The sequence below is a fragment of the Klebsiella sp. JN_Kp126 genome, assembly GCF_033843325.1.
Classification (GTDB): Bacteria; Pseudomonadota; Gammaproteobacteria; order Enterobacterales; family Enterobacteriaceae; genus Klebsiella; species Klebsiella michiganensis.
On the sequence record NZ_JAWXQV010000056.1, the window covers coordinates 171816 to 194594 of the forward strand.

The following is a 22779-nucleotide window of genomic DNA, read 5'->3' on the forward strand; positions in this document are numbered from 1 at the left end:
TATTCGTTACCTGAGGTAATGGTTATGCCCTTAAGTCCCTATATCGCTTTTAGCGGCAACTGCGCTGCCGCCATCGCTTTCTACCAGCAGGCGCTGGGCGCGGAGCTCATCCACAAAATCACCTGGGGTGAAATGCCGCAGAATACGCAGGACGCCGAAGATGGCTGCCCTTCCGGCCAGCATCTGGCTGCCGACGGTATCGCGCACGCCAGCCTGCGCATTGCCGATAGTATCCTGATGCTCAGCGACAGCCCCTCCAGCAACATGGAGCGCTACGCCGGATTTACCGTCGTGCTGGACTCGCAGGATATTACTGAGGGTAAACGCTGGTTTGACGGCCTCGCCGACGGCGGGCAGATTGAGATGGCCTGGCAGGAAACCTTCTGGGCGCACGGCTTCGGTAAAGTTATCGACCGCTTTGGCGTCCCGTGGATGGTCAACGTGGTGAAAGAGCCTTAACGCTGGCCTTTTCCCCTCACCCTGTGCTCCCCCCGAAAGGGAGAGAGGGCGGAGTGAGGGCATCTGTGCATTCACTCCCCCTTACCCTGTCATTCCACCGGCATCAACTCTTCATCCCCCGGTCATCATGAGTTAACCGAAATGTAACAAAAAACCGTCAGGATCGGCCCACGCTCAGAGGGAAATACTTCCTTGTCCTTAGTGAGGCTCGATTGACATGTACTTATCCAGACATCCGACCAGTTATCCAACGCGATATCAGGAAATTGCCGCCAAACTGGAGCAAGAGCTTCGCCATCATTACCACTGCGGCGACTATCTGCCCGCCGAGCAGCAGCTGGCGTCCCGCTTTGAGGTTAACCGCCACACCCTGCGCCGGGCCATCGATCAGCTCGTCGAACGCGGCTGGGTCCAGCGCCGTCAGGGCGTCGGCGTGCTGGTGCTGATGCGCCCGATAGATTATCCGCTCAACGCCCAGGCCCGCTTTAGCCAGAATCTTCTCGAACAGGGCAGCCACCCGACCAGCGAGAAGCTGCTGTCGGTGGTGCGTCCGGCCAGCAGCCACGTTGCCGAGGCGTTTGCTATCAGTGAAGGCGATAACGTCATTCACCTGCGCACCCTGCGCCGCGTGAACGGCGTCGCCCTGTGTCTGATCGACCACTACTTTACCGACCTGCAGCTGTGGCCGGTTCTGCAAACCTTTACCCACGGCTCTCTCCATGACCTGCTGCGCGATCGGCTGGATATCGAACTGACCCGCGTGCGCACCAAAATCAGCGCCCGCCGCGCGCAGGCCAAAGAGAGCAATATTCTCGGCATTCCCAACATGGCGCCGCTGCTGTGCGTGCGCACCCTGAATCATCGCCAGGGCGAGCAGAGCGCGACGGAGTACTCCGTCAGCCTGACCCGCGCCGACATGATTGAATTCACCATGGAGCACTGAATGCACTTTGATACCGCAACCCGCCAGCGCTGGATGTCCGTGCTGGCCCACAGTGAACCACAAGAACTGGCGGCGCGGATGCAGACGCTGCAGCTCGCGCCGCAGTATGAGCTGATTCGTGCCCCGGAGACCGGGCTGGTGCAGCTGCAGGCGCGTATGGGCGGCATCGGCGCCCGATTCTTCGCCGGAGACGCCACCTTAACCCGCGCCGCCATTCGCCTGGCCGACGGCACCCTCGGCTATAGCTGGATTCTGGGCCGCGACCGCCCGCACGCTGAACGCTGCGCGGCCATTGATGCCCTGATGCAGTCGCCACACCATTTTCACACCCTGATGGAAACCCTGATAACCCCGCTGGAAGAACAACGCAGCGCGCGCATTGAAGCCCGACGCGCCGAAGTCAACGCCAGCCGGGTCGACTTCTTTACTCTGGTTCGCGGAGATAACGCATGACATTACAACCCGCCTTTACCCTGGCTGTGCAGGATGCCCAGCACAGTTTCCGCCGCCTGCTGAAGGCGATGAGCGAGCCGGGAGTGATTGTCTCCCTGCAGCAGCTTCAGCACGGCTGGCAGCCGCTGAACGTCGCCTCCACCAGCCTGCTGCTGACGCTGGTGGATCACGATACGCCGGTCTGGCTCGCTCCCGCGCTGCATAACGATCTTGTCGGCCAGAATCTGCGCTTCCATACCGGCGCGCCGCTGGTTGAGCAGCCGCAGCAGGCGACCTTCGCCGTCGCCAGCGACAGCATCAGCGCCGAGCAGCTGAACGTGCTTTCCGCCGGTACCGTCGTCGCCCCGGAAACCGGCGTCACGCTGGTGGTTCAGCTTGCCAGCCTGAGCGGCGGCCGGATGCTGCGGCTGACCGGCGCGGGGATCGCCGAAGAGCGGATGATCGCCCCGCAGCTGCCGGAATGCATTATTGAAGAATTGACCGAGCGTCCGCATCCGTTCCCGCTGGGAATCGATCTGATCCTCACCTGCGGCGAACGCCTGCTGGCGATTCCGCGCACCACTCACGTCGAGGTCTGCTAATGTACGTAGCCGTCAAAGGCGGCGAGAAGGCGATCGTCGCCGCTCACGCCCTACAGGAACAGAAACGCCGAGGCGAGGGACGGCTTCCTGAAATCAGCGTTGATCAGATTAGCCAACAGCTTAATCTGGCGGTGGACCGGGTCATGACCGAAGGCGGCATCGCCGACCGGGAGCTGGCGGCGCTGGCGCTGAAGCAGGCCAGCGGCGACAGCGTCGAAGCGATTTTTCTGCTGCGCGCTTATCGCACCACCCTGCAAAGGCTGGCGGTCAGCGAGCCTGTCGACACCGCCGGTATGCGCCTTGAGCGCCGTATCTCGGCGGTCTATAAAGATATCCCCGGCGGCCAGATGCTCGGCCCGACCTACGATTACACCCACCGTCTGCTCGATTTTACCCTGCTGGCCAACGGCGAAACGCCGCCGCTGGCGACCGATAGCGCACCGCAGGAAGCGACGCCGCACATCTTTAATCTGCTCGTCCAGCAGGGACTGGCGAAGGCGGAGCGGGATACCGACGCGCAGCCCGACGATATCACCCGCCATCCGCCGGTTTATCCCTGTTCGCGCTCTTCGCGCCTGCAGCAGCTGGTGCGCGGCGACGAGGGCTACCTGCTGGCGCTGGCCTACTCCACCCAGCGCGGCTACGGACGCAACCATCCGTTTGCCGGTGAAATTCGCAGCGGCTACGTCGCGGTGGAGATCGCTCCCGAAGAGCTGGGCTTCACCGTCACTATCGGCGAACTGCTGATGACCGAATGCGAGATGGTCAACGGCTTTGTCGACCCTCAGGATGAACCGCCGCACTTTACCCGCGGCTACGGCCTGACGTTCGGCATGAGCGAGCGCAAAGCGATGGCGATGGCGCTGGTTGACCGCGCGCTCCAGGCGCCGGAGTACGGCGAAGAGATGGCGGGCCCTGCCCAGGATGAAGAGTTTGTGCTGGCCCATGCCGATAACGTCGAGGCCGCCGGTTTCGTTTCGCACCTTAAACTTCCCCACTATGTCGATTTCCAGGCCGAACTGGCGCTGCTTAAACGCCTGCAACGGGAGAATCAACGTGGCTAACGCACTGACCGGCTATAACTTTGCTTATCTCGACGAGCAAACCAAACGCATGATCCGCCGCGCCATCCTGAAAGCGGTGGCCATCCCCGGCTACCAGGTGCCCTTCGGCGGTCGCGAGATGCCGATGCCCTACGGCTGGGGAACCGGCGGTATCCAGCTTACCGCCAGCGTCATCGGGGAAAATGACGTCCTGAAGGTGATCGATCAGGGCGCCGATGACACCACCAACGCGGTATCGATTCGTCAGTTTTTCAAACGCGTGACCGGCGTCGCGACCACCGAGCGCACCGAAGACGCCACGCTGATCCAGACCCGCCACCGGATCCCGGAAACGCCGCTGACTGACGATCAGATCCTGATCTTCCAGGTGCCGATCCCGGAGCCGCTGCGCTTTATCGAGCCGCGCGAAACCGAAACCCGCACCATGCACGCGCTGGAGGAGTACGGCGTGATGCAGGTGAAGCTGTACGAAGATATTGCCCGCTTCGGCCATATCGCCACCACCTACGCCTACCCGGTGAAGGTCAACGGCCGCTACGTGATGGATCCGTCGCCGATTCCAAAATTCGATAATCCGAAGATGCATATGATGCCTGCGCTACAGCTGTTCGGCGCCGGACGCGAAAAACGCATCTACGCGGTACCGCCGTATACCCCGGTTGAGAGCCTCGATTTCGACGATCATCCGTTTACCGTTCAGGAGTGGGATGAACCCTGCGCCATCTGCGGATCTCGCCATAGCTATCTTGATGAAGTGGTGCTCGACGACAGCGGCAAACGGATGTTTGTCTGCTCCGATACCGACTATTGCCGCCAACAGAGCGAGGAGCAGAAAAAATGAGTCATCCGTTACTGGCGGTGAACAACCTGACCCACCTCTACGCGCCGGGCAAAGGCTTCAGCGACGTCTCGTTCGAGCTGTGGCCGGGGGAGGTGCTGGGTATCGTCGGCGAATCCGGCTCCGGAAAAACCACGCTGCTGAAAGCGATCTCCGCCCGCCTGGCCCCGCAGCAGGGAGAAGTGCTGTATCAACAGCGCTCGCTATACGCCATGAGCGAAGCGGATCGCCGACGTCTGCTGCGCACCGAATGGGGCGTGGTGCATCAGCATCCGATGGACGGCCTGCGCCGCCAGGTCTCGGCCGGCGGCAATATCGGCGAACGCCTGATGGCCACCGGGTCCCGTCACTACGGCAATATTCGCGCCACCGCCGGACAGTGGCTGCAGGAGGTGGAGATCCCGCCTTCGCGCATTGACGACCTGCCCACCACCTTTTCCGGCGGGATGCAGCAGCGCCTGCAAATCGCCCGCAATCTGGTGACGCAGCCGAGGCTGGTGTTTATGGATGAGCCCACCGGCGGGCTGGACGTATCGGTGCAGGCGCGCCTGCTCGATCTGCTGCGCGGCCTGGTCGTGGAGCTGAACCTGGCGGTGGTGATTGTGACCCACGACCTCGGCGTCGCCCGCCTGCTGGCTAACCGTCTGCTGGTGATGAAGCAGGGCCAGGTAGTCGAAAGCGGCTTAACCGACCGGGTGCTCGACGATCCCCATCACCCCTATACCCAGCTGCTGGTGTCGTCGGTGTTGCAGAACTGAGTGAATGTCCACTCCCCGGTGGCGCTGCGCTTACCGGGGCTACGGATCCCGGGCCGTCTGCGAGCCGGTAGCCAGGACAGGCGCAACGCGTCGCCTCCGGGACTCCCCGGTCGCGCTTCGTGAGTTAATGCATCAGGTAGCCCGGATAAGGCGTTCACGCCGCGATCCGGGGAAATTCAGGCACGATGAGGCTAAAAATGAACGCCATCCGCGTTGAAAACATCCATAAAACCTTTGTTCTGCACCAGCAGCACGGCGTCCGTCTGCCGGTACTCGCCGACGCCTCGCTGACCGTGAATGCCGGTGAATGCGTGGTGCTGCACGGCCATTCCGGTAGCGGAAAATCGACCCTGCTGCGTTCGCTGTACGCCAACTATCTCCCCGATAGCGGCCACATTCATATTCGCCACGGCGATGAATGGGTGGACCTGGTTACCGCCACGCCGCGCAAAGTGCTGGAAGTGCGCAAAACCACCATTGGCTGGGTCAGCCAGTTTCTGCGGGTGATCCCGCGCATTTCCGCCCTCGACGTGGTGATGCAGCCGCTGCTCGAGCTGGGCATCCCGCGCGAAGAGAGCGCCGCGAAAGCCGCCCGCCTGCTAACGCGGCTGAACGTACCCGAACGCCTGTGGCACCTCGCCCCCTCGACCTTTTCCGGCGGCGAACAGCAGCGGGTTAACATCGCCCGCGGCTTCGCGGTCGACTACCCGATTTTGCTTCTCGACGAACCCACCGCCTCGCTGGACGGCAAAAATAGCGCCGCGGTGGTGGAACTGATCCATGAAGCCAAAGCCCGCGGCGCGGCGATCGTCGGTATTTTTCACGACGAGGCCACGCGCAACCAGGTCGCCGACCGTCTGCACCCGATGGGAATTTCAGCATGATTATCAATAACGTAAAGCTGGTCCTCGAAGACGAGGTGATTAACGGCTCGCTGGAAGTGCAGGACGGCAGAATTTCGGCCTTTGCCGAAAGCCAGAGCCGACTGGCGGAGGCCATCGATGGAGAGGGCGGCTGGCTGCTGCCGGGGCTTATCGAGCTGCATACCGACAACCTGGACAAGTTTTTCACCCCGCGACCGAAAGTGGACTGGCCCGCCCACTCGGCGATGAGCAGCCACGACGCGCTGATGGTCGCCAGCGGCATCACCACCGTGCTGGATGCCGTGGCTATTGGCGATGTGCGCGACGGCGGCGATCGCCTGGAAAATCTCGAAAAAATGATCAACGCCGTGGAAGAGACGCAGAAGCGCGGCCTCAACCGCGCTGAACATCGGCTGCATCTGCGCTGCGAACTGCCGCATCACACCACCCTGCCGCTGTTTGAGAAGCTGGTTGGCCGCGAGCCGGTGAGCATGGTCTCCCTGATGGATCACTCCCCTGGCCAGCGCCAGTATGCCGACCGCAGCAAATACCGCGACTACTATCAGGGCAAATATCACCTGACCAACGAAGAGATGGACAAATTCGAAGAGGAGCAGATGGCGCTGGCGGCGGCCTGGTCTCAGCCTAACCGGCAGCGCATCGCCGCCATCTGTCGCGAGCGAAATATCGCGCTGGCCAGCCACGATGACGCCACCTGCGAACATGTGCTCGAATCGCGCCAGCTTGGCAGCGTCATCGCCGAATTTCCCACTACGATCGCCGCAGCGCAGGCGTCGCGCCAGCATGGGATGAGCGTCCTGATGGGCGCGCCGAATATCGTACGCGGCGGCTCGCACTCGGGGAACGTCGCCGCCCACCATCTGGTGGCCAGCGGCCTGCTGGACATTCTCTCCTCCGACTATTATCCCGCCAGTCTGCTGGATGCCGCTTTTCGCATCGCCGACGACGAGGGCAACGCCTTTACCCTCGCGCAGGCCATTCGTCTGGTGAGCAAAAACCCGGCCCAGGCGCTGGGGCTGCACGACCGCGGGGCGATTGCCGAAGGTAAGCGGGCGGACCTGGTGCTGGCGCGCCGTCACGGCGAGCATATCCATATTGATCACGTCTGGCGGCAAGGCAAGAGGGTCTTCTGATGACAGGGAAACTGATTTGGCTGGTCGGCCCCTCCGGCTCCGGCAAAGACAGCCTGCTGGCGGCGCTGCGCCAGCGGGAGCATCCGCAGCTGCTGGTGGCGCACCGCTACATAACCCGTCCACACAACGCGGGCTGTGAAAACCATATCGCCCTCAGCGAGCATGAGTTTTTTACCCGCGCCGAACAGCATCTGTTTGCTCTTAGCTGGCATGCTAACAACAATTACTATGGCATTGGCATCGAGATTGACCTGTGGCTGCACGCCGGGTTCGACGTGGTCGCTAACGGTTCACGCGCCCATCTGCCGCAGGCGCAGGCGCGCTATGCCGACGCGCTGCTGCCCATCTGTCTGCAGGTTTCTCCGGCGGTGCTGCGACAGCGCCTGGAGCAGCGCGGACGGGAGAACGAGACGGAAATCGCCCAGCGCCTGGCGCGCGCGGCGCGCTATACGCCGAACGAGTGTCTGACGCTGAATAACGATGGCCGACTTAGCCAGTCGGTGGATGCCCTGGTTTCGCTGATTCGTATTCACGGCAACCGGCGCGAACAGCAGACTGCCTGAACGCGAGGAGAAGAGATGAGCCTGACTATCCGCTTAACCGGCACCGGCGGCGCGCAGCTGGTACCGGTTTTCGGCTGCGACTGCCCCGCCTGCCGCCGCGCCCGCGTCGACGAAGCGCATCGTCGCCGTCCCTGTAGCGCGGTCGTCAAATACAACAACGCGGTGACCCTGCTCGATGCCGGGCTACCGGACCTGATGACCCAGTGGCCCGCCGGCAGCTTTCAGCAGTTTCTGCTCACCCATTATCATATGGATCACGTTCAAGGCCTGTTCCCGCTGCGCTGGGGCGTGGGCGAACCTATTGCGGTATACGGCCCCCCGGATGAACAGGGCTGCGATGATCTGTTTAAGCATCCGGGCCTGCTGGATTTCAGCCATACCGTCGAACCCTTTGTAAGATTTGAACTTCAGGGATTGCGCGTTACGCCGCTGCCGCTGAACCACTCAAGGCTCACGTTTGGCTATCTGCTGGAGTCGGCCCACAGCCGGGTCGCCTGGCTATCCGATACCGCCGCGCTGCCGGAGAAAACGCTGAAATTTCTGCTGAATAACCAGCCGCAGCTTATCATTATCGACTGTAGCCACGAGCCGCGCCCGCAGCCGCCGCGCAACCACTGCGACCTGAACACCGTGCGGGCCATTAACCAGATCATCGGCTGCCCGCGGGTGATCCTCACCCATATCAGCCACCGCTTCGATGCGTGGATGATGGAGAATGCTCTACCGGCGGGATTTGAAGCGGGATTTGACGGCATGGAGATAACGCTGGATTAAGCGGGCGCGGCGAAGGCCGCGAGTCGTGCCGCATCAATAATCATCATCCAGCCTGCGCTGGTCGCTTTCCAGCTGACGGCGGTCCCGATCAAGCTGGCGCTGGCGCTCGTCAAGTACGCGTCGGCGATCCTCAAGCTGTCGCCGCCGGTCGTCATACTGCCGCTGGCGATCGGCGCTCTGCTGGCGGCTGTCCTGATAGCGCCCATCATCATAGTCATCATCGTCAGACCGGCTATCGCCCGGATGGTAAGCATCATTAATGGCCTGCTGAATATTGCCGATCGCGTCATCAATCATATCGGCGTGCGCCAGCTGGCCGGCGAGGGACAAGGTGCAGATAAGCAAAGCGGTAGAGTAACGTTTCATAAAGCCAGTCTCATCGGGGGGCTGGCTCTACGTTAATCAAGGGCTATCGCCGGGAGTAGCGGAGGAATCTCAAATCCGCTGCTGTTCAATCGCGCCGATGGCGTCCACTCGCCCCTGATGTCGCCCGCCCTCAAATTCGGCAGCCAGCCAGGCATCGACGATCATTTTCGCCAGTTCAAGGCCGATCACCCGCGCGCCAAAGGCCAGAATATTGGTGTTGTTATGCTGTCGTGAAAGCTGCGCCGAGTAGGGCTCGCTGCACACCACCGCACGAATACCCGGGTGCTTATTGGCGGCGATAGAGATGCCGACGCCGGTGCCACAGATTAGGATCCCGCCGTCGACCTCGCCGGCGGCAACGGCCTGAGCGACGGCGCTGGCATAGCGCGGATAGTCGGTACGTTCCGTGGACCATGCGCCTTTATCTACGACGTCAATACCGCGCTGGCGCAGATGCGCAAGAATATCGTCTTTCAGGATAATCCCGACGTGATCGCAGCCAAATGCAATCCTTTTCATACTTAGCCTCGCCTGTTGTTAACTTTACAAGGATGGTTAGCGTTGTGATTTAAACGCCTAAAAATGCCCCAGGAAACGCTGAAAACAGCATCGTCAGGCTCCTTTCTACACGGACAAATTTTACAAATCAAGACGAAAGCGTTATTTAACCTAGTTTTCATCTTGCAAAAAAAGAACTGAAATAAAACAATAAATAACTGATTTATAATGAATTTATAAGAAATTAAGATAAAACCAACATTAGCAAAACTTCACGATAAACATAACTTTATAAAAAGTATAATTTTGTGAAGTTGGTGGTATCTTTTTTGTTTCGCCTGTGGTGATATAGTGTCGTCTTCATTTTATGGACAATGAGAAAGCGATGAGTCAGACAGAATCCAGTTCGCTCCCTAACGGCATCGGCCTTGCCCCCTGGCTTCGCATGAAGCAGGAAGGGATGACCGAAAACGAGAGCCGTATCGTCGAATGGTTGCTTACCCCCGGCAATCTCAGCGATGCGCCGGCAATCAAGGACGTCGCGGAAGCGCTGTCGGTATCAGAAGCCATGATCGTTAAGGTTTCTAAGCTGCTGGGGTTTAGCGGTTTTCGTAACCTGCGCAGCGCGCTGGAGGCCTACTTTTCGCAGTCTGAACAGGTGTTACCGACCGAACTCTCCTTTGATGATGCGCCGCAGGATGTGGTGAATAAGGTGTTCAACATCACCCTGCGCACCATTATGGAAGGCCAGTCGATCGTGAACGTCGACGAAATTCACCGCGCGGCGCGCTTTTTTGCCCAGGCCAACCAGCGCGACCTGTACGGCGCGGGCGGCTCCAACGCCATCTGCGCCGACGTGCAGCATAAGTTTTTACGCATCGGCGTGCGCTGCCAGGCCTACCCGGACGCGCATATCATGATGATGTCCGCCTCGCTGCTGAAGGAAGGCGATGTCGTGCTGGTGGTCTCGCACTCCGGGCGCACCAGCGATATCAAATCAGCGGTGGAGCTGGCGAAAAAGAACGGGGCGAAAATTATCTGTATCACCCATAGCTACCATTCGCCGATTGCCAAGTTAGCTGATTTTATTATTTGTTCGCCAGCACCAGAGACGCCTTTATTAGGGCGTAACGCCTCAGCGCGTATATTACAACTCACATTATTAGATGCGTTTTTTGTTTCCGTTGCACAGCTCAACATTGAGCAAGCGAATTTAAATATGCAAAAAACTGGCGCGATTGTTAATTTCTTTTCACCCGGCGCGCTTAAATAAAAAAACCGATCCCACACTGGTGGGATCAATATAACTGTATCCTACACTGAGAATACTGCCATGAATAAATATCTGAAACTTTTCAGCGGCACGCTCATGGGCGTAATGTTATCCACCAGCGCCTTTGCCGCCGCCGATTATGCTGTGGTATTAAAAACCTTATCCAATCCATTTTGGGTGGATATGAAAAAGGGTATTGAGGACGAAGCCAAAACGCTGGGCGTAAGCGTCGATATTTTTGCCTCGCCTTCCGAAGGGGATTTTCAGTCGCAGCTGCAGCTGTTTGAAGACCTGAGCAACAAAAACTACAAAGGTATCGCCTTTGCGCCGCTCTCCTCGGTAAACCTGGTCATGCCGGTGGCCAAAGCGTGGAAAAAGGGCATCTTTCTGGTCAACCTCGATGAAAAAATCGATATGGATAACCTGAAGAAAGCCGGCGGCAACGTCGAAGGTTTCGTCACCACCGATAACGTGGCGGTGGGGGCAAAAGGCGCGGAATTTATCATCGACAAGCTCGGCGCGGAAGGCGGCGAAGTCGCTATTATCGAAGGCAAAGCCGGTAATGCCTCCGGCGAAGCTCGCCGCAGCGGCGCCACCGCAGCCTTCAAAAAAGCGAGCCAGATCAAGCTGGTGGCCAGCCAGCCTGCCGACTGGGACCGCATCAAAGCGCTGGACGTCGCCACGAACGTGCTGCAGCGTAACCCGAACGTTAAAGCGATTTACTGCGCCAACGACACCATGGCAATGGGCGTCGCCCAGGCCGTCGCGAACGCCGGCAAAACCGGCAAGGTGCTGGTGGTGGGTACCGACGGTATTCCGGAAGCGCGCAAAATGGTCGAAGCCGGGCAAATGACCGCCACTATCGCGCAGAACCCGGCGGATATTGGCGCTACGGGTCTTAAGCTGATGGTCGACGCCGAGAAGAGCGGCAAAGTCATCCCGCTGGATAAAGCCCCGCAGTTTACGCTGGTGGATTCCATTCTGGTGACGAAATAGGTCTGTGCATCCCCTCTTTCTTTGGAAGAGGGGAAATCACGCAGCGGTAATAAAGGAAATTTTCTATGCTCACGCCATATATTTCAATGGCGGGGATCGGCAAATCCTTTGGCCCGGTTCACGCATTAAAATCGGTTGATTTAACTATTTACCCCCATGAAATACATGCGTTACTAGGGGAAAACGGTGCCGGTAAATCAACGCTGATGAAAGTATTGTCGGGAATACATGAACCGACCAAAGGCACCATTACGATTAATAACGTTAACTACCACAAGCTTGACCATAAATTAGCGGCCCAGCTCGGCATTGGTATTATTTACCAGGAGCTCAGCGTCATTGATGAATTAACGGTGCTGGAGAATTTATATATTGGCCGCCATCTGACGAAAAAAGTCTGCGGCGTCAACGTTATCGACTGGAAGGAAATGCGCGTACGGGCGGCGATGATGCTGCTGCGCATCGGGCTGAAGATCGATTTAGACGAAAAGGTGGCGAATCTCTCCATCAGCCACAAGCAGATGCTGGAGATCGCCAAGACGCTGATGCTCGACGCTAAAGTGCTGATCATGGATGAACCGACCTCCTCGCTGACCAATAAAGAGGTGGACTATCTGTTCCTGATCATGAACCAGCTGCGTAAAGAGGGCACCGCCATTGTTTATATCTCGCACAAGCTGGCGGAAATACGCCGCATCTGCGACCGCTACACGGTGATGAAAGACGGCAGCAGCGTCTGCAGCGGGAAGGTCAGCGAAGTGAATAACGACGACATCGTACGCCTGATGGTCGGCCGCGAGCTGCAAAACCGCTTCAACGCCATGAAAGAGAGCACCGGCAACATCGCCCGCGAGACGGTGTTCGAAGTGAAAAACGTCACCAGCCATGACAAGAAAAAGGTACGCGATATCTCATTTAGCGTGAATCGCGGCGAAATTCTCGGCTTTGCCGGGCTGGTCGGCTCCGGGCGCACCGAGCTGATGGACTGCCTGTTTGGAGTCGATAAGCGTAGCAGCGGTGAAATATACCTCAACGGCAACGCGATCTCGCCCCGCTCGCCGCTCGACGCCTTAAAGAAAGGCATGGGGTATATCACCGAAAGCCGCCGGGAAAACGGCTTTTTTCCCAATTTTTCCATCGCCCAGAATATGGCGGTCAGCCAGAGCCTGAAGCGCGGCGGCTACAAAGGGGCCATGGGGCTGTTCCGCGAAGGCGACGAACGCAGAACGGCGGAGGAGCAGCGCAAGCTGCTGGCGCTGAAGTGCCATTCGGTCGATCAAAACATCACCGAGCTCTCCGGCGGCAACCAGCAGAAGGTACTGATTTCCAAATGGCTATGCTGCAGCCCCGAAGTGATCATTTTTGACGAGCCGACGCGCGGTATCGACGTGGGCGCAAAAGCCGAAATTTATAAAGTGATGCGCCAGCTGGCCGATGACGGAAAAGTCATCCTGATGGTGTCGTCCGAACTACCTGAAATTATCGCCGTCTGCGACCGCATTGCCGTGTTCTGCGAAGGGCGACTGACGCAAATCCTGACCAATCGCGACGACATGAGCGAAGAGGAGATTATGGCATGGGCACTACCACAAGAGTGAAAGGCGAGATGGGCGAGAAAAAACCGTTTAACTTCGCGCTGTTCTGGGATAAATACGGCACCTTTTTTATTCTCGCCATCATCGTCGCCATCTTCGGCACCCTGTCGTCAGAGTACTTCCTGACGACCAACAATATTACGCAGATCTTCGTCCAGAGCTCGGTCACCGTCCTGATCGGCATGGGCGAGTTCTTCGCGATCCTCGTCGCCGGGATCGACCTGTCGGTCGGGGCGATCCTCGCGCTCTCCGGGATGGTCACCGCGAAGCTGATGCTGGCGGGCGTCGACCCGTTCCTCGCGGCGCTGATTGGCGGCGTGCTGGTCGGCGGCGCGCTGGGGGCCATCAACGGCTGCCTGGTCAACTGGACCGGCCTGCATCCGTTCATTATTACCCTCGGCACCAACGCCATCTTCCGCGGTATTACGCTGGTGATCTCTGATGCCAACTCGGTGTACGGGTTTTCTTTTGATTTCGTTAACTTTTTCGCCGCCACGCCGCTGGGCATTCCGGTTCCGGTGATCTTCTCGCTGATTGTGGCGGTGATCCTCTGGTTCCTGACCACCCGTATGCGCGTGGGCCGCAACATCTACGCGCTGGGCGGTAACAAGCACTCCGCTTTCTACTCCGGCATCGACGTCAAGTTCCACATGCTGCTGGTATTCATCATTTCCGGCGTTTGCGCCGGACTGGCGGGCGTGGTCTCCACCGCCCGCCTCGGGGCGGCGGAACCGCTGGCCGGCATGGGCTTTGAAACCTACGCCATCGCCAGCGCCATCATTGGCGGCACCAGCTTCTTCGGCGGTAAAGGACGCATCTTCTCGGTGGTCATCGGCGGCCTGATTATCGGCACTATCAACAACGGACTGAACATCCTGCAAGTACAAACCTACTACCAGCTGGTGGTAATGGGCGGATTAATCATCGCGGCTGTCGCCCTCGACCGTCTTATCAGTAAGTAAGGAATTTATCATGAAAATTGCTCCCTCTTTAATGTGTATGGATCTGCTGAAATTCAAAGAACAGATCGAGTTTATCGACCAGCACGCAGACTATTTTCACATCGACATTATGGACGGTCATTTTGTACCAAACCTGACCCTGTCGCCTTTTTTCGTCAGCCAGGTCAAAAAGCTGGCCAGCAAACCGCTGGACTGCCATCTGATGGTCACCCGCCCGCAGGACTACATTAGCCAGCTGGCGCAGGCGGGGGCGGATTTTATCACCCTGCATCCGGAAACGATTAACGGCCAGGCCTTCCGCCTGATCGAAGAGATCCGTCGCCACGGCATGAAGGTCGGACTGATCCTTAACCCGGAAACCCCGGTTGAGACCATGAAGTACTACATTCATAAAGCCGACAAAATCACGGTGATGACCGTCGATCCGGGCTTCGCCGGGCAGCCGTTTATCCCGGAGATGCTGGAAAAAATCGCCGAACTGAAAGCCTGGCGCGAGCGCGAGGGGCTGAGCTACGAGATCGAAATCGACGGCTCCTGCAATAAAGCCACCTATCAAAAACTGATGGCGGCGGGCGCGGACGTCTTTATCGTCGGCACATCAGGCCTCTTCAATCACGCCGATAAGATAGAAGACGCGTGGCAGATCATGGCAGAGCAGATCCTGACGGCAAAACGCGAGGTACTGCCTCATGCAAAAACAGCGTAACGTCGTCGCGGGCGTGGATATGGGCGCGACCCATATCCGGCTTTGCCTGCAAACGGCGCAGGGCGAAGCGCTGCACTGCGAAAAGCGGCGCACCGCCGACGTGATTAGCGCCGACGGCCTGGTCAACGGTATTAAAAACCTGCTGCAGCAGCAGCTGACCCAGCACGACGCCCACTGCTGCGGGCTGGTGATGGGGTTTCCAGCGCTGGTGGCAAAAGACAAGCGGACGATTATCTCAACGCCCAATCTGCCGCTGGCCGCCGACGACCTGTATAACCTGGCCGACCGGCTGGAAGCGGCACTGGGCTGCCCGGTGGAGTTTTCCCGCGATGTGAATCTGCAGCTCTCTTTTGATGTGCAGCAGAACGGCCTGCAGGAGCAGGAGGTGCTGGCGGCCTATCTTGGCACCGGAATGGGCTTCGCGGTCTGGCTGAACGGCGGGCCGTGGACCGGCGCCCACGGCGTGGCGGGCGAGCTGGGGCATATTCCGCAGGGCGATGACGCCCTCACCTGCGCCTGCGGCAACCCCGCCTGTCTGGAAACCGTCTGCTCCGGCATTGCGCTCAAGCGCTGGTATGAACAGCAACCTCGAGCGTACGAACTGGGCGAGCTGTTCGTCCACGCTGCGCGGGAGCCGTTTGTCCAGACGTTGCTAAACCACGCCGCTCGCGCCATCGCCACCAGCATCAACCTGTTCGATCCCGATGCGGTGCTCCTCGGCGGCGGGGTGATGGATATGCCCGCCTTCCCGCGCGACACCTTAATCGCCATGGTCAAAACCTACGTCCGCCGTCCGCTGCCGTATCAGGCCGTACGCTTTATCGCCGCCTCCTCTTCCGCATTTAACGGCGCCCAGGGCGCGGCGGCGCTGGCGAGAAGCCGGTATTTAAGCTAGCCGAGGTAACGCCCATAAGCCTGGACCTGCCTCTTCCCACATCCCCGGCGGCGGTGCTGCGCGCCTGGCCGGGCTACCCGGCCGCGTCACAGGCGCCCGCGTCGACACGTCAAAACTGACGATAGCCTGTTTTTCGTCAGCATTTCGCCCAAAAAAACGACGTATCATCAGTCAATACCCACAGTGAAAACATGGCATAGAAGATGCATAGTGACGGCGCGATAGCGCGTATGCGCCAATTGATTAACTGGAGCAAGACCGATGAAAAAAGTCGTCACGGTTTGCCCGTATTGCGCATCAGGTTGCAAAATCAACCTGGTGGTCGATAACGGCAAAATCGTTCGGGCGGAGGCGGCACAGGGGAAAACCAACCAGGGAACCCTGTGTCTGAAAGGCTATTATGGCTGGGACTTCATTAACGATACCCAGATCCTTACCCCGCGCCTGAAAACCCCGATGATCCGTCGCCAGCGCGGCGGCAAGCTGGAATCCGTCTCCTGGGATGAGGCGCTCGATTACGTCGCCACTCGCCTCAGCGCCATTAAAGAGAAGTATGGCCCGGACGCGATTCAGACTACCGGTTCGTCCCGCGGGACGGGTAACGAAACCAACTATGTGATGCAAAAATTCGCGCGCGCCGTTATTGGTACCAATAACGTCGACTGCTGCGCTCGCGTCTGACACGGCCCATCGGTTGCAGGTCTGCACCAATCGGTCGGTAACGGCGCTATGAGTAATGCCATCACCGAGATCGACAACACCGATCTCGTGTTTATCTTCGGGTATAACCCGGCAGATTCACACCCTATTGTGGCGAATCACGTGATTAACGCCAAACGCAATGGGGCGAAAATCATCGTCTGCGATCCGCGTAAAATCGAAACCGCGCGCATCGCCGATATGCACATTGCGCTGAAGAACGGCTCGAATATCGCGCTGCTCAACGCTATCGGACACGTGATCATCGAAGAGGATCTCTACGATAAATCCTTCGTCGCCAGCCGTTCCGAAGGCTTCGAAGAGTATCGCAAAATCGTCGAAGGCTATACGCCGGAGTCGGTGGAAGAGATTACCGGCGTGAGTGCCCAGGAGATCCGCGCCTGCGCCCGCATGTACGCCAGCGCGAAATCCGCCGCCATCCTGTGGGGCATGGGCGTCACCCAGTTCTACCAGGGCGTAGAGACCGTACGTTCGCTGACCAGCCTGGCGATCCTCACCGGCAACCTCGGCAAGCCGAGCGTCGGCGTCAACCCGGTGCGCGGCCAGAACAACGTTCAGGGCGCCTGCGACATGGGCGCGCTGCCGGATACCTATCCGGGCTATCAGTACGTTAAGTTCCCGGAAAACCGCGAGAAGTTCGCCAAAGCCTGGGGCGTCGACAGCCTGCCGGCGCACACCGGCTACCGCATCAGCGAGCTTCCGCACCGCGCGGCGCATGGCGAAGTGCGGGCGGCATACATCATGGGGGAAGATCCGCTCCAGACCGACGCCGAGCTGTCCGCCGTGCGTAAGGCTTTCGACGATCTGGAACTGGTTATCGTCCAGGATATTTTCATGACCAAAACCGCCTCAGCGGCCGACGTTATCCTGCCCTCCACCTCGTGGGGCGAGCACGAAGGCGTTTATACCGCAGCGGACCGCGGCTTCCAGCGCTTCTTTAAAGCGGTAGAGCCGAAGTGGGACCTGAAAACCGACTGGCAGATCATCAGCGAAATCGCCACCCGGATGGGCTACAAGATGCACTACAACAACACCCAGGAAATCTGGGACGAGTTGCGTCATCTGTGTCCGGATTTCTACGGCGCCACCTACGAGAAAATGGGCGAGCTGGGCTACGTCATGTGGCCATGCCGCGATGAGTCCGACGCCGACCAGGGGACCTCTTATCTGTTTAAAGAGAAGTTCGATACCCCGAACGGTCTGGCGCAGTTCTTCACCTGCGACTGGGTCGCGCCGATTGACAAGCTCACCGACGAATACCCGATGGTGCTGTCGACGGTGCGCGAAGTCGGCCACTACTCGTGCCGTTCGATGACCGGCAACTGTGCGGCGCTGGCCGCGCTGGCGGATGAACCGGGCTATGCGCAGATCAATACCGCTGATGCCGAACGTCTGGGCATTGAGGATGAGGCGCTGGTGTGGGTGAACTCGCGTAAGGGCCGTATTATCACCCGCGCGCAGGTCAGCGATCGTCCGAATAAAGGGGCGGTCTATATGACCTACCAGTGGTGGATTGGCGCCTGTAACGAGCTGGTTTCCGAGAACCTGAGCCCGATAACCAAAACGCCGGAGTACAAGTACTGCGCCGTCAACGTTGAGCCGATTGCCGACCAGCGGGCCGCCGAGCAGTACGTAATTGACGAGTACAATAAGCTGAAAACCCGCCTGCGCGAAAGCGCGATGGGCTAATCGGGCCGCCTCCCCGGAGGCGGTGCTTCGCACCTGTCCGGGCTACACAATCCGTAGCCCGGGCAAGGCGCGTCAGCGCCGACCCCGGGGAAACAGACGGCACGATGGTTCGAGTAAAACGTTCATATCCCCCACTCGTTCCCGTCGTTTTCTTCTCCTTCACCTGCCTTTATACTGCTCGCTATGTCCTCTACCGATAATAAAAAATGAAATACCTCTATTTACTGCTGGTGATGGCAAGCGTCGCCGCAGGCGCCATGGAACCCGGCAGCCAGTACAAACCGCTGGCCGAAGCGGGCGACCCGCGCGCGCAGTACTACCTGGCCGACACTTACGTCAGCTTCGGCGATTTTCCGCAGGCTGAATACTGGGCGCAGAAAGCGGCAGACAAGGGCGACGGCGATGCGCTGGCGCTGCTGGCTCAGCTCAAAATCCGCAATCCGCAGCAGGCCGACTACCGCCAGGCGAAAGCGCTGGCGGAAAAATCGGTGCAGACCGGCAGCAGGGCGGGAGAAATAGTCCTCGCCCGGGTGCTGGTGAACCAGCAGGCCGGTACGCCGAACTATCCGCACGCCATCTCCCTGTTACAGCATGCCGCCCAGGATCCGGAAAGCGATTCAGCCGTCGACGCCCAGATGCTGCTGGGGCTTATCTACGCCAGCGGCGTTCATCCCCCGGAAGATGACGTAAAGGCGACGCAGTATTTTAAAGAGAGCTCTGCCCTCTCCCGCACCGGCTACGCTGAATACTGGGCCGGGATGCTTTTCCAGCAGGGAGAAAAAGGCTTTATCGAACCCAACAAGCAGAAAGCGCTGCACTGGCTCAACGTCAGCTGTCAGGAGGGGTTTGATACCGGCTGTGAAGAGTTCGACAGGATCAGTAAAAGATAAGAAAAAGCCCGGTGCGATGTCACCGGGCTTTCTGTTTTATTGCGCCGTTTTATCAAATTTTCCCAGCACTTCACGCTCGTACGCCAGCGCTTTTTTGCGGTCAAACTTGTGTTCCCATTTGGCGATAACCAGCACCGCCAGCGCGTTGCCCACCACGTTCAGCGCGGTACGCGCCATATCGAGGATACGGTCAACGCCGGCGATAAACGCCAGACCTTCCAGCGGAATGCCCACGCTGCCCAGCGTCGCCAGCAGCACCACGAAGGAGACGCCCGGTACGCCGGCAATCCCTTTCGACGTCACCATCAGCGTCAGCACAAGGGTAATTTCCTGCCAGATGGAGAGGTCGATACCGTACAGCTGGGCAATAAAGATCGCCGCAATGCTCTGATACAGCGTTGAGCCATCGAGGTTAAAGGAGTAGCCGGTCGGCACCACGAAGCTGGTGATTGACGCCGGCGCGCCATAGGCTTCCATCTTCTCAATAATCCGCGGCAGCACGCTCTCGGAGCTGGCGGTGGAGTAGGCCAGAATCAGCTCGTCCTTCAGGATGCGGATCAGGGTCCAGATGCTCAGCCCGCACACCCGCGCCACGATGCCTAATACCACCAGCGCGAAGAACAGAATGGCGAAATAAACCAGAATCACCAGCTTCGCCAGCGGCCACAGCGAGGCGAAGCCGAAGGTCGCCACGGTCACCGAAATCAGCGCGAACACGCCCACCGGCGCATAGCGCATGACCATGTGCGTCACTTTGAACATGGTTTCAGAAATAGAACGGAACACCGTTACCAGCGGTTCGCGATGGGTGGCGGGCAGCGAGGAGAGGCCCAGACCAAACAGCACCGAGAAGAAGATGATCGGCAGCATGTCGCCTTTCGCCATCGAGGCCACGATATTGGTCGGGACCAGCGAGAGGATCGTGCCCATCAGGCCATGCGCGTGGCTCTGCACTTCCGCCGTGGTGTTTTGATATTTCGAAATATCCACCGCCGCCAGCTGCGACATATCGATTCCGCTCCCCGGCTGGAAGACATTAGCCAGGGTAATCCCCAGCACGATCGCCACCGTGGTGATCACTTCAAAATAGATAATGGTCTTCGCGCCGATACGGCCCAGCTGCTTCGCATCGCCCACGCCCGCAATACCGACCACCAGGGTCGAGATGACGATCGGTACGACGATCATTTTAATCAGATGGATAAAGATATCGCCTGCCGGAGTCAGCAGGTTTGAGATTAACCAGTCACGGCTTTCGGCATGGTAATGCAGGTAACTGCCCAGAAGTATGCCCAGCACCAGAGCCAGCAAAATTTGCCAGGCCAGGCTGACTTTTGTTTTTTTCTTCACTACAGACTTCCTCGATGAAAAGCGCCATTCCGGGAGGTAATGGCACCCACTGAAAGGGGTATGAATTGTGTTGCGTTGCTTTATAGGGTTATTTAACGCGCAGTATCAGTATCATTTGCACGGCATGCTGCGCAAGTCTTTAAGAACAGCGGTTTACTCTGGTTTTATGCATAAACCCGCTAATATCCCCACCTTATGTTGCATAAGTATTTGTTATAAAAAATATTTAATATATTCATTTTCTATAAATTCACTTCAGAAATTATTTCATATCAAAGTTTCATTTGATTGCTTTTCATTCAATTTAATTATTGCGTGATCTGCCCCCCAAATAGCAAACAAAGCCGCCAAAGCCCCTACTATTAACGTTTATTTGACATATATTTAACAACCTACAGGAGAAAAAAAGCCATGAGCCAAATACATAAACACTCTATTCCCGCTAATATTGCGGAACGTTGCCTGATTAACCCGGAACAGTACCAGGCGCAGTATCAGCAGTCCGTCACCGAACCTGACGCCTTCTGGGGCGAGCAGGGCAAAATCCTTGACTGGATAAAACCCTATACGCGCGTGAAAAACACCTCGTTCGCGCCGGGCAATATTTCCATTAAGTGGTATGAAGACGGTACGCTGAACCTCGCCGCTAACTGCCTCGATCGCCATCTGGCGGAGCGCGGCGACCAGACGGCCATCATCTGGGAAGGCGACGATGCCAGCCAGAGCAAAAACATCACTTATCGCGAGCTACATCGCGATGTCTGCCGCTTTGCCAACGTCCTGCTCGATCTGGGCATTAAAAAGGGCGATGTCGTGGCTATCTATATGCCGATGGTGCCGGAAGCGGCGGTGGCCATGCTGGCCTGCGCGCGCATCGGCGCTATCCATTCGGTGATTTTCGGCGGCTTCTCGCCGGAGGCGGTCGCCGGCCGTATCATCGATTCCAACTCTCGCCTGGTGATCACCTCGGATGAAGGGCTGCGCGCCGGCCGCGCTATCCCGCTGAAGAAGAACGTCGACGACGCGCTAAAAAATCCGAACGTGAAGAGCATCGAAAACGTGGTGGTGTTCAAACGTACCGGCGGCAAAATCGACTGGCAGGAAGGCCGCGACCTGTGGTGGAGCGATCTGATCGAGAAAGCCAGCGCGGAACACCAGCCCGAAGAGATGAACGCCGAAGATCCGCTGTTTATCCTTTATACCTCCGGTTCGACCGGTAAGCCAAAAGGCGTGCTGCACACCACCGGCGGCTACCTGGTCTATGCGGCGTCAACCTTTAAATACGTGTTCGACTATCATCCGGGCGACATCTACTGGTGCACCGCCGACGTCGGTTGGGTCACCGGCCATAGCTACCTGCTCTACGGCCCGCTGGCCTGCGGCGCGACGACGCTGATGTTCGAAGGCGTACCGAACTGGCCGACCCCGGCGCGTATGTGCCAGGTGGTCGATAAGCATCAGGTCAACATTCTTTATACCGCCCCTACGGCGATCCGCGCGCTGATGGCGGAGGGCGATAAGGCCATCGAAGGCACCGACCGCTCTTCCCTGCGCATTCTCGGCTCCGTCGGCGAACCGATTAACCCGGAAGCCTGGGAGTGGTACTGGAAGAAGATCGGCAACGAGAAGTGCCCGGTGATGGACACCTGGTGGCAGACCGAAACCGGCGGCTTTATGATCACCCCGCTGCCCGGCGCTATCGAGCTGAAGGCCGGTTCCGCCACGCGTCCCTTCTTCGGCGTCCAGCCGGTGCTGGTGGATAACGAAGGCGCGCCGCTGGAAGGCGCGACCGAGGGGAACCTGGCGATCGCCGATTCCTGGCCGGGCCAGGCGCGCACGCTGTTTGGCGACCACGAACGCTTCGAACAAACCTACTTCTCCACCTTTAAAAATATGTACTTCAGCGGCGACGGCGCGCGCCGTGACGAAGATGGCTACTACTGGATCACCGGCCGCGTCGATGACGTGCTGAACGTTTCCGGCCACCGTCTGGGTACCGCCGAAATTGAATCGGCGCTGGTGTCGCATCCGAAAATCGCCGAAGCGGCGGTGGTCGGCATTCCGCATAACATCAAAGGCCAGGCCATCTACGCCTACGTGACCCTCAACCATGGCGAAGAGCCGACGCCGGAGCTCTACGCCGAGGTGCGCAACTGGGTACGTAAAGAGATTGGCCCGCTGGCGACGCCGGACGTGCTGCACTGGACCGATTCGTTACCGAAAACCCGTTCGGGCAAAATCATGCGCCGCATTCTGCGCAAAATTGCCGCGGGCGATACCAGTAACCTCGGCGATACCTCAACGCTTGCCGATCCTGGCGTGGTGGAAAAACTGCTCGAAGAGAAGCAGGCCATCGCTATGCCATCGTAAACCAACGATCCCCTACACC

General features: G+C 58.6%; 23 protein-coding genes. 20 read left to right on the forward strand and 3 right to left on the reverse strand.

All coding sequences use genetic code 11. From position 1 onward, the window contains the following. Positions 1-24 precede the first annotated feature (24 nt). The 11 genes from yjdN to phnP all read left to right on the forward strand — a co-directional run bounded on the left by yjdN (position 25) and on the right by phnP (position 8450). Entirely contained in the window at positions 25-459 is a 435-nt protein-coding gene (gene yjdN / locus SIK97_RS12640) for a VOC family metalloprotein YjdN (RefSeq protein WP_049080184.1), read from the forward strand. Between the two features lie 217 nt (positions 460-676). After that, positions 677-1402: a phosphonate metabolism transcriptional regulator PhnF gene (gene phnF, locus SIK97_RS12645; RefSeq protein WP_057172992.1), complete on the forward strand. Its 726-nt coding sequence runs from the start codon at positions 677-679 to the stop codon at positions 1400-1402. Beyond that, positions 1403-1855, forward strand: coding sequence for a phosphonate C-P lyase system protein PhnG (gene phnG / locus SIK97_RS12650; RefSeq protein WP_057172991.1), 453 nt, complete (start codon positions 1403-1405; stop codon positions 1853-1855). Beyond that, positions 1852-2436: a phosphonate C-P lyase system protein PhnH gene (gene phnH / locus SIK97_RS12655; protein WP_004097865.1), complete on the forward strand. Its 585-nt coding sequence runs from the start codon at positions 1852-1854 to the stop codon at positions 2434-2436. The genes phnG and phnH overlap by 4 nt, the downstream gene beginning before the upstream one ends. Further along, a complete protein-coding gene (locus tag SIK97_RS12660; protein ID WP_057172990.1) occupies positions 2436-3500 on the forward strand; it encodes a carbon-phosphorus lyase complex subunit PhnI in 1065 nt (354 codons plus the stop codon). The genes phnH and SIK97_RS12660 overlap by 1 nt, the downstream gene beginning before the upstream one ends. After that, on the forward strand, positions 3493-4341 hold the full coding sequence (locus SIK97_RS12665) for an alpha-D-ribose 1-methylphosphonate 5-phosphate C-P-lyase PhnJ (protein WP_004097861.1): 849 nt from the start codon (positions 3493-3495) through the stop codon (positions 4339-4341). Before SIK97_RS12660 ends, SIK97_RS12665 begins: the two co-directional genes overlap by 8 nt. Then, positions 4338-5096: a phosphonate C-P lyase system protein PhnK gene (phnK, locus tag SIK97_RS12670; RefSeq protein ID WP_004097860.1), complete on the forward strand. Its 759-nt coding sequence runs from the start codon at positions 4338-4340 to the stop codon at positions 5094-5096. Before SIK97_RS12665 ends, phnK begins: the two co-directional genes overlap by 4 nt. Before the next feature lie 197 nt (positions 5097-5293). Continuing rightward, positions 5294-5980, forward strand: coding sequence for a phosphonate C-P lyase system protein PhnL (gene phnL / locus SIK97_RS12675; protein ID WP_004097859.1), 687 nt, complete (start codon positions 5294-5296; stop codon positions 5978-5980). Further along, positions 5977-7113, forward strand: a complete 1137-nt coding sequence (phnM, locus tag SIK97_RS12680; protein WP_047724822.1) for an alpha-D-ribose 1-methylphosphonate 5-triphosphate diphosphatase — start codon at positions 5977-5979, stop codon at positions 7111-7113. Before phnL ends, phnM begins: the two co-directional genes overlap by 4 nt. Further along, a complete protein-coding gene (phnN, locus tag SIK97_RS12685; RefSeq protein ID WP_014837158.1) occupies positions 7113-7676 on the forward strand; it encodes a ribose 1,5-bisphosphokinase in 564 nt (187 codons plus the stop codon). The genes phnM and phnN overlap by 1 nt, the downstream gene beginning before the upstream one ends. Before the next feature lie 15 nt (positions 7677-7691). Beyond that, positions 7692-8450, forward strand: a complete 759-nt coding sequence (gene phnP / locus SIK97_RS12690; RefSeq protein ID WP_057172989.1) for a phosphonate metabolism protein PhnP — start codon at positions 7692-7694, stop codon at positions 8448-8450. A gap of 33 nt (positions 8451-8483) precedes the next feature. On the opposite strand, the gene yjdP is transcribed toward phnP, so the two are convergent. Together yjdP and rpiB are read right to left on the reverse strand one after the other, a co-directional pair. Continuing rightward, positions 8484-8816, reverse strand: a complete 333-nt coding sequence (gene yjdP, locus SIK97_RS12695) for a DDRRRQL repeat protein YjdP (RefSeq protein WP_049080186.1) — start codon at positions 8814-8816, stop codon at positions 8484-8486. 69 nt (positions 8817-8885) lie between these two features. Further along, complete coding sequence (gene rpiB / locus SIK97_RS12700) at positions 8886-9335, reverse strand: bifunctional allose-6-phosphate isomerase/ribose-5-phosphate isomerase RpiB (protein ID WP_025107676.1); 450 nt, start codon at positions 9333-9335, stop codon at positions 8886-8888. Positions 9336-9699: 364 nt separating this feature from the next. Here rpiB and SIK97_RS12705 point away from each other — a divergent pair, with 364 nt between their 5' ends. The 8 genes from SIK97_RS12705 (at position 9700) to SIK97_RS12740 (ending at position 19040) form a co-directional block, all read left to right on the forward strand. Further along, entirely contained in the window at positions 9700-10587 is an 888-nt protein-coding gene (locus SIK97_RS12705) for a MurR/RpiR family transcriptional regulator (RefSeq protein WP_004097852.1), read from the forward strand. A 60-nt stretch (positions 10588-10647) separates the two neighbouring features. Continuing rightward, positions 10648-11583, forward strand: coding sequence for a D-allose transporter substrate-binding protein (gene alsB, locus SIK97_RS12710; RefSeq protein ID WP_057172988.1), 936 nt, complete (start codon positions 10648-10650; stop codon positions 11581-11583). Between the two features lie 65 nt (positions 11584-11648). Beyond that, positions 11649-13181, forward strand: coding sequence for a D-allose ABC transporter ATP-binding protein AlsA (alsA, locus tag SIK97_RS12715; protein WP_032747525.1), 1533 nt, complete (start codon positions 11649-11651; stop codon positions 13179-13181). Next, on the forward strand, positions 13160-14140 hold the full coding sequence (alsC, locus tag SIK97_RS12720) for a D-allose ABC transporter permease (RefSeq protein ID WP_014837152.1): 981 nt from the start codon (positions 13160-13162) through the stop codon (positions 14138-14140). Before alsA ends, alsC begins: the two co-directional genes overlap by 22 nt. Before the next feature lie 10 nt (positions 14141-14150). Then, positions 14151-14846, forward strand: coding sequence for a D-allulose 6-phosphate 3-epimerase (gene alsE / locus SIK97_RS12725; RefSeq protein ID WP_032695089.1), 696 nt, complete (start codon positions 14151-14153; stop codon positions 14844-14846). Further along, positions 14830-15741 carry an allose kinase gene (gene alsK / locus SIK97_RS12730; protein WP_057172987.1) on the forward strand — a complete coding sequence of 304 codons (912 nt, stop codon included), beginning with the start codon at positions 14830-14832 and terminating at the stop codon, positions 15739-15741. The genes alsE and alsK overlap by 17 nt, the downstream gene beginning before the upstream one ends. 261 nt (positions 15742-16002) lie before the next feature. Further along, positions 16003-18150 (forward strand): formate dehydrogenase subunit alpha, encoded by a 2148-nt coding sequence (fdhF, locus tag SIK97_RS12735; protein ID WP_077598876.1) that lies wholly within the window; start codon positions 16003-16005, stop codon positions 18148-18150. Between the two features lie 206 nt (positions 18151-18356). Then, entirely contained in the window at positions 18357-19040 is a 684-nt protein-coding gene (locus SIK97_RS12740; RefSeq protein ID WP_014837150.1) for a tetratricopeptide repeat protein, read from the forward strand. A gap of 36 nt (positions 19041-19076) precedes the next feature. On the opposite strand, the gene gltP is transcribed toward SIK97_RS12740, so the two are convergent. Beyond that, complete coding sequence (gene gltP, locus SIK97_RS12745; RefSeq protein ID WP_004109428.1) at positions 19077-20390, reverse strand: glutamate/aspartate:proton symporter GltP; 1314 nt, start codon at positions 20388-20390, stop codon at positions 19077-19079. Positions 20391-20801: 411 nt separating this feature from the next. Here gltP and acs point away from each other — a divergent pair, with 411 nt between their 5' ends. Next, entirely contained in the window at positions 20802-22760 is a 1959-nt protein-coding gene (acs, locus tag SIK97_RS12750) for an acetate--CoA ligase (protein WP_047724829.1), read from the forward strand. The last annotated feature ends 19 nt before the right edge of the window (positions 22761-22779 follow it).

Coding starts and splice junctions, on each gene's coding strand:
- phnN (WP_014837158.1), top strand. CDS start 7,113: ATGACAGGGAAACTGATTTGGCTGGTCGGCCCCTCCGGCTCCGGCAAA.
- phnP (WP_057172989.1), top strand. CDS start 7,692: ATGAGCCTGACTATCCGCTTAACCGGCACCGGCGGCGCGCAGCTGGTA.
- phnK (WP_004097860.1), top strand. CDS start 4,338: ATGAGTCATCCGTTACTGGCGGTGAACAACCTGACCCACCTCTACGCG.
- alsB (WP_057172988.1), top strand. CDS start 10,648: ATGAATAAATATCTGAAACTTTTCAGCGGCACGCTCATGGGCGTAATG.
- rpiB (WP_025107676.1), bottom strand. CDS start 9,335: ATGAAAAGGATTGCATTTGGCTGCGATCACGTCGGGATTATCCTGAAA.
- phnH (WP_004097865.1), top strand. CDS start 1,852: ATGACATTACAACCCGCCTTTACCCTGGCTGTGCAGGATGCCCAGCAC.
- phnM (WP_047724822.1), top strand. CDS start 5,977: ATGATTATCAATAACGTAAAGCTGGTCCTCGAAGACGAGGTGATTAAC.
- alsC (WP_014837152.1), top strand. CDS start 13,160: ATGGGCACTACCACAAGAGTGAAAGGCGAGATGGGCGAGAAAAAACCG.
- acs (WP_047724829.1), top strand. CDS start 20,802: ATGAGCCAAATACATAAACACTCTATTCCCGCTAATATTGCGGAACGT.
- SIK97_RS12705 (WP_004097852.1), top strand. CDS start 9,700: ATGAGTCAGACAGAATCCAGTTCGCTCCCTAACGGCATCGGCCTTGCC.
- SIK97_RS12740 (WP_014837150.1), top strand. CDS start 18,357: ATGAAATACCTCTATTTACTGCTGGTGATGGCAAGCGTCGCCGCAGGC.
- yjdP (WP_049080186.1), bottom strand. CDS start 8,816: ATGAAACGTTACTCTACCGCTTTGCTTATCTGCACCTTGTCCCTCGCC.
- phnL (WP_004097859.1), top strand. CDS start 5,294: ATGAACGCCATCCGCGTTGAAAACATCCATAAAACCTTTGTTCTGCAC.
- phnF (WP_057172992.1), top strand. CDS start 677: ATGTACTTATCCAGACATCCGACCAGTTATCCAACGCGATATCAGGAA.
- alsA (WP_032747525.1), top strand. CDS start 11,649: ATGCTCACGCCATATATTTCAATGGCGGGGATCGGCAAATCCTTTGGC.
- alsK (WP_057172987.1), top strand. CDS start 14,830: ATGCAAAAACAGCGTAACGTCGTCGCGGGCGTGGATATGGGCGCGACC.
- SIK97_RS12660 (WP_057172990.1), top strand. CDS start 2,436: ATGTACGTAGCCGTCAAAGGCGGCGAGAAGGCGATCGTCGCCGCTCAC.
- alsE (WP_032695089.1), top strand. CDS start 14,151: ATGAAAATTGCTCCCTCTTTAATGTGTATGGATCTGCTGAAATTCAAA.
- phnG (WP_057172991.1), top strand. CDS start 1,403: ATGCACTTTGATACCGCAACCCGCCAGCGCTGGATGTCCGTGCTGGCC.
- yjdN (WP_049080184.1), top strand. CDS start 25: ATGCCCTTAAGTCCCTATATCGCTTTTAGCGGCAACTGCGCTGCCGCC.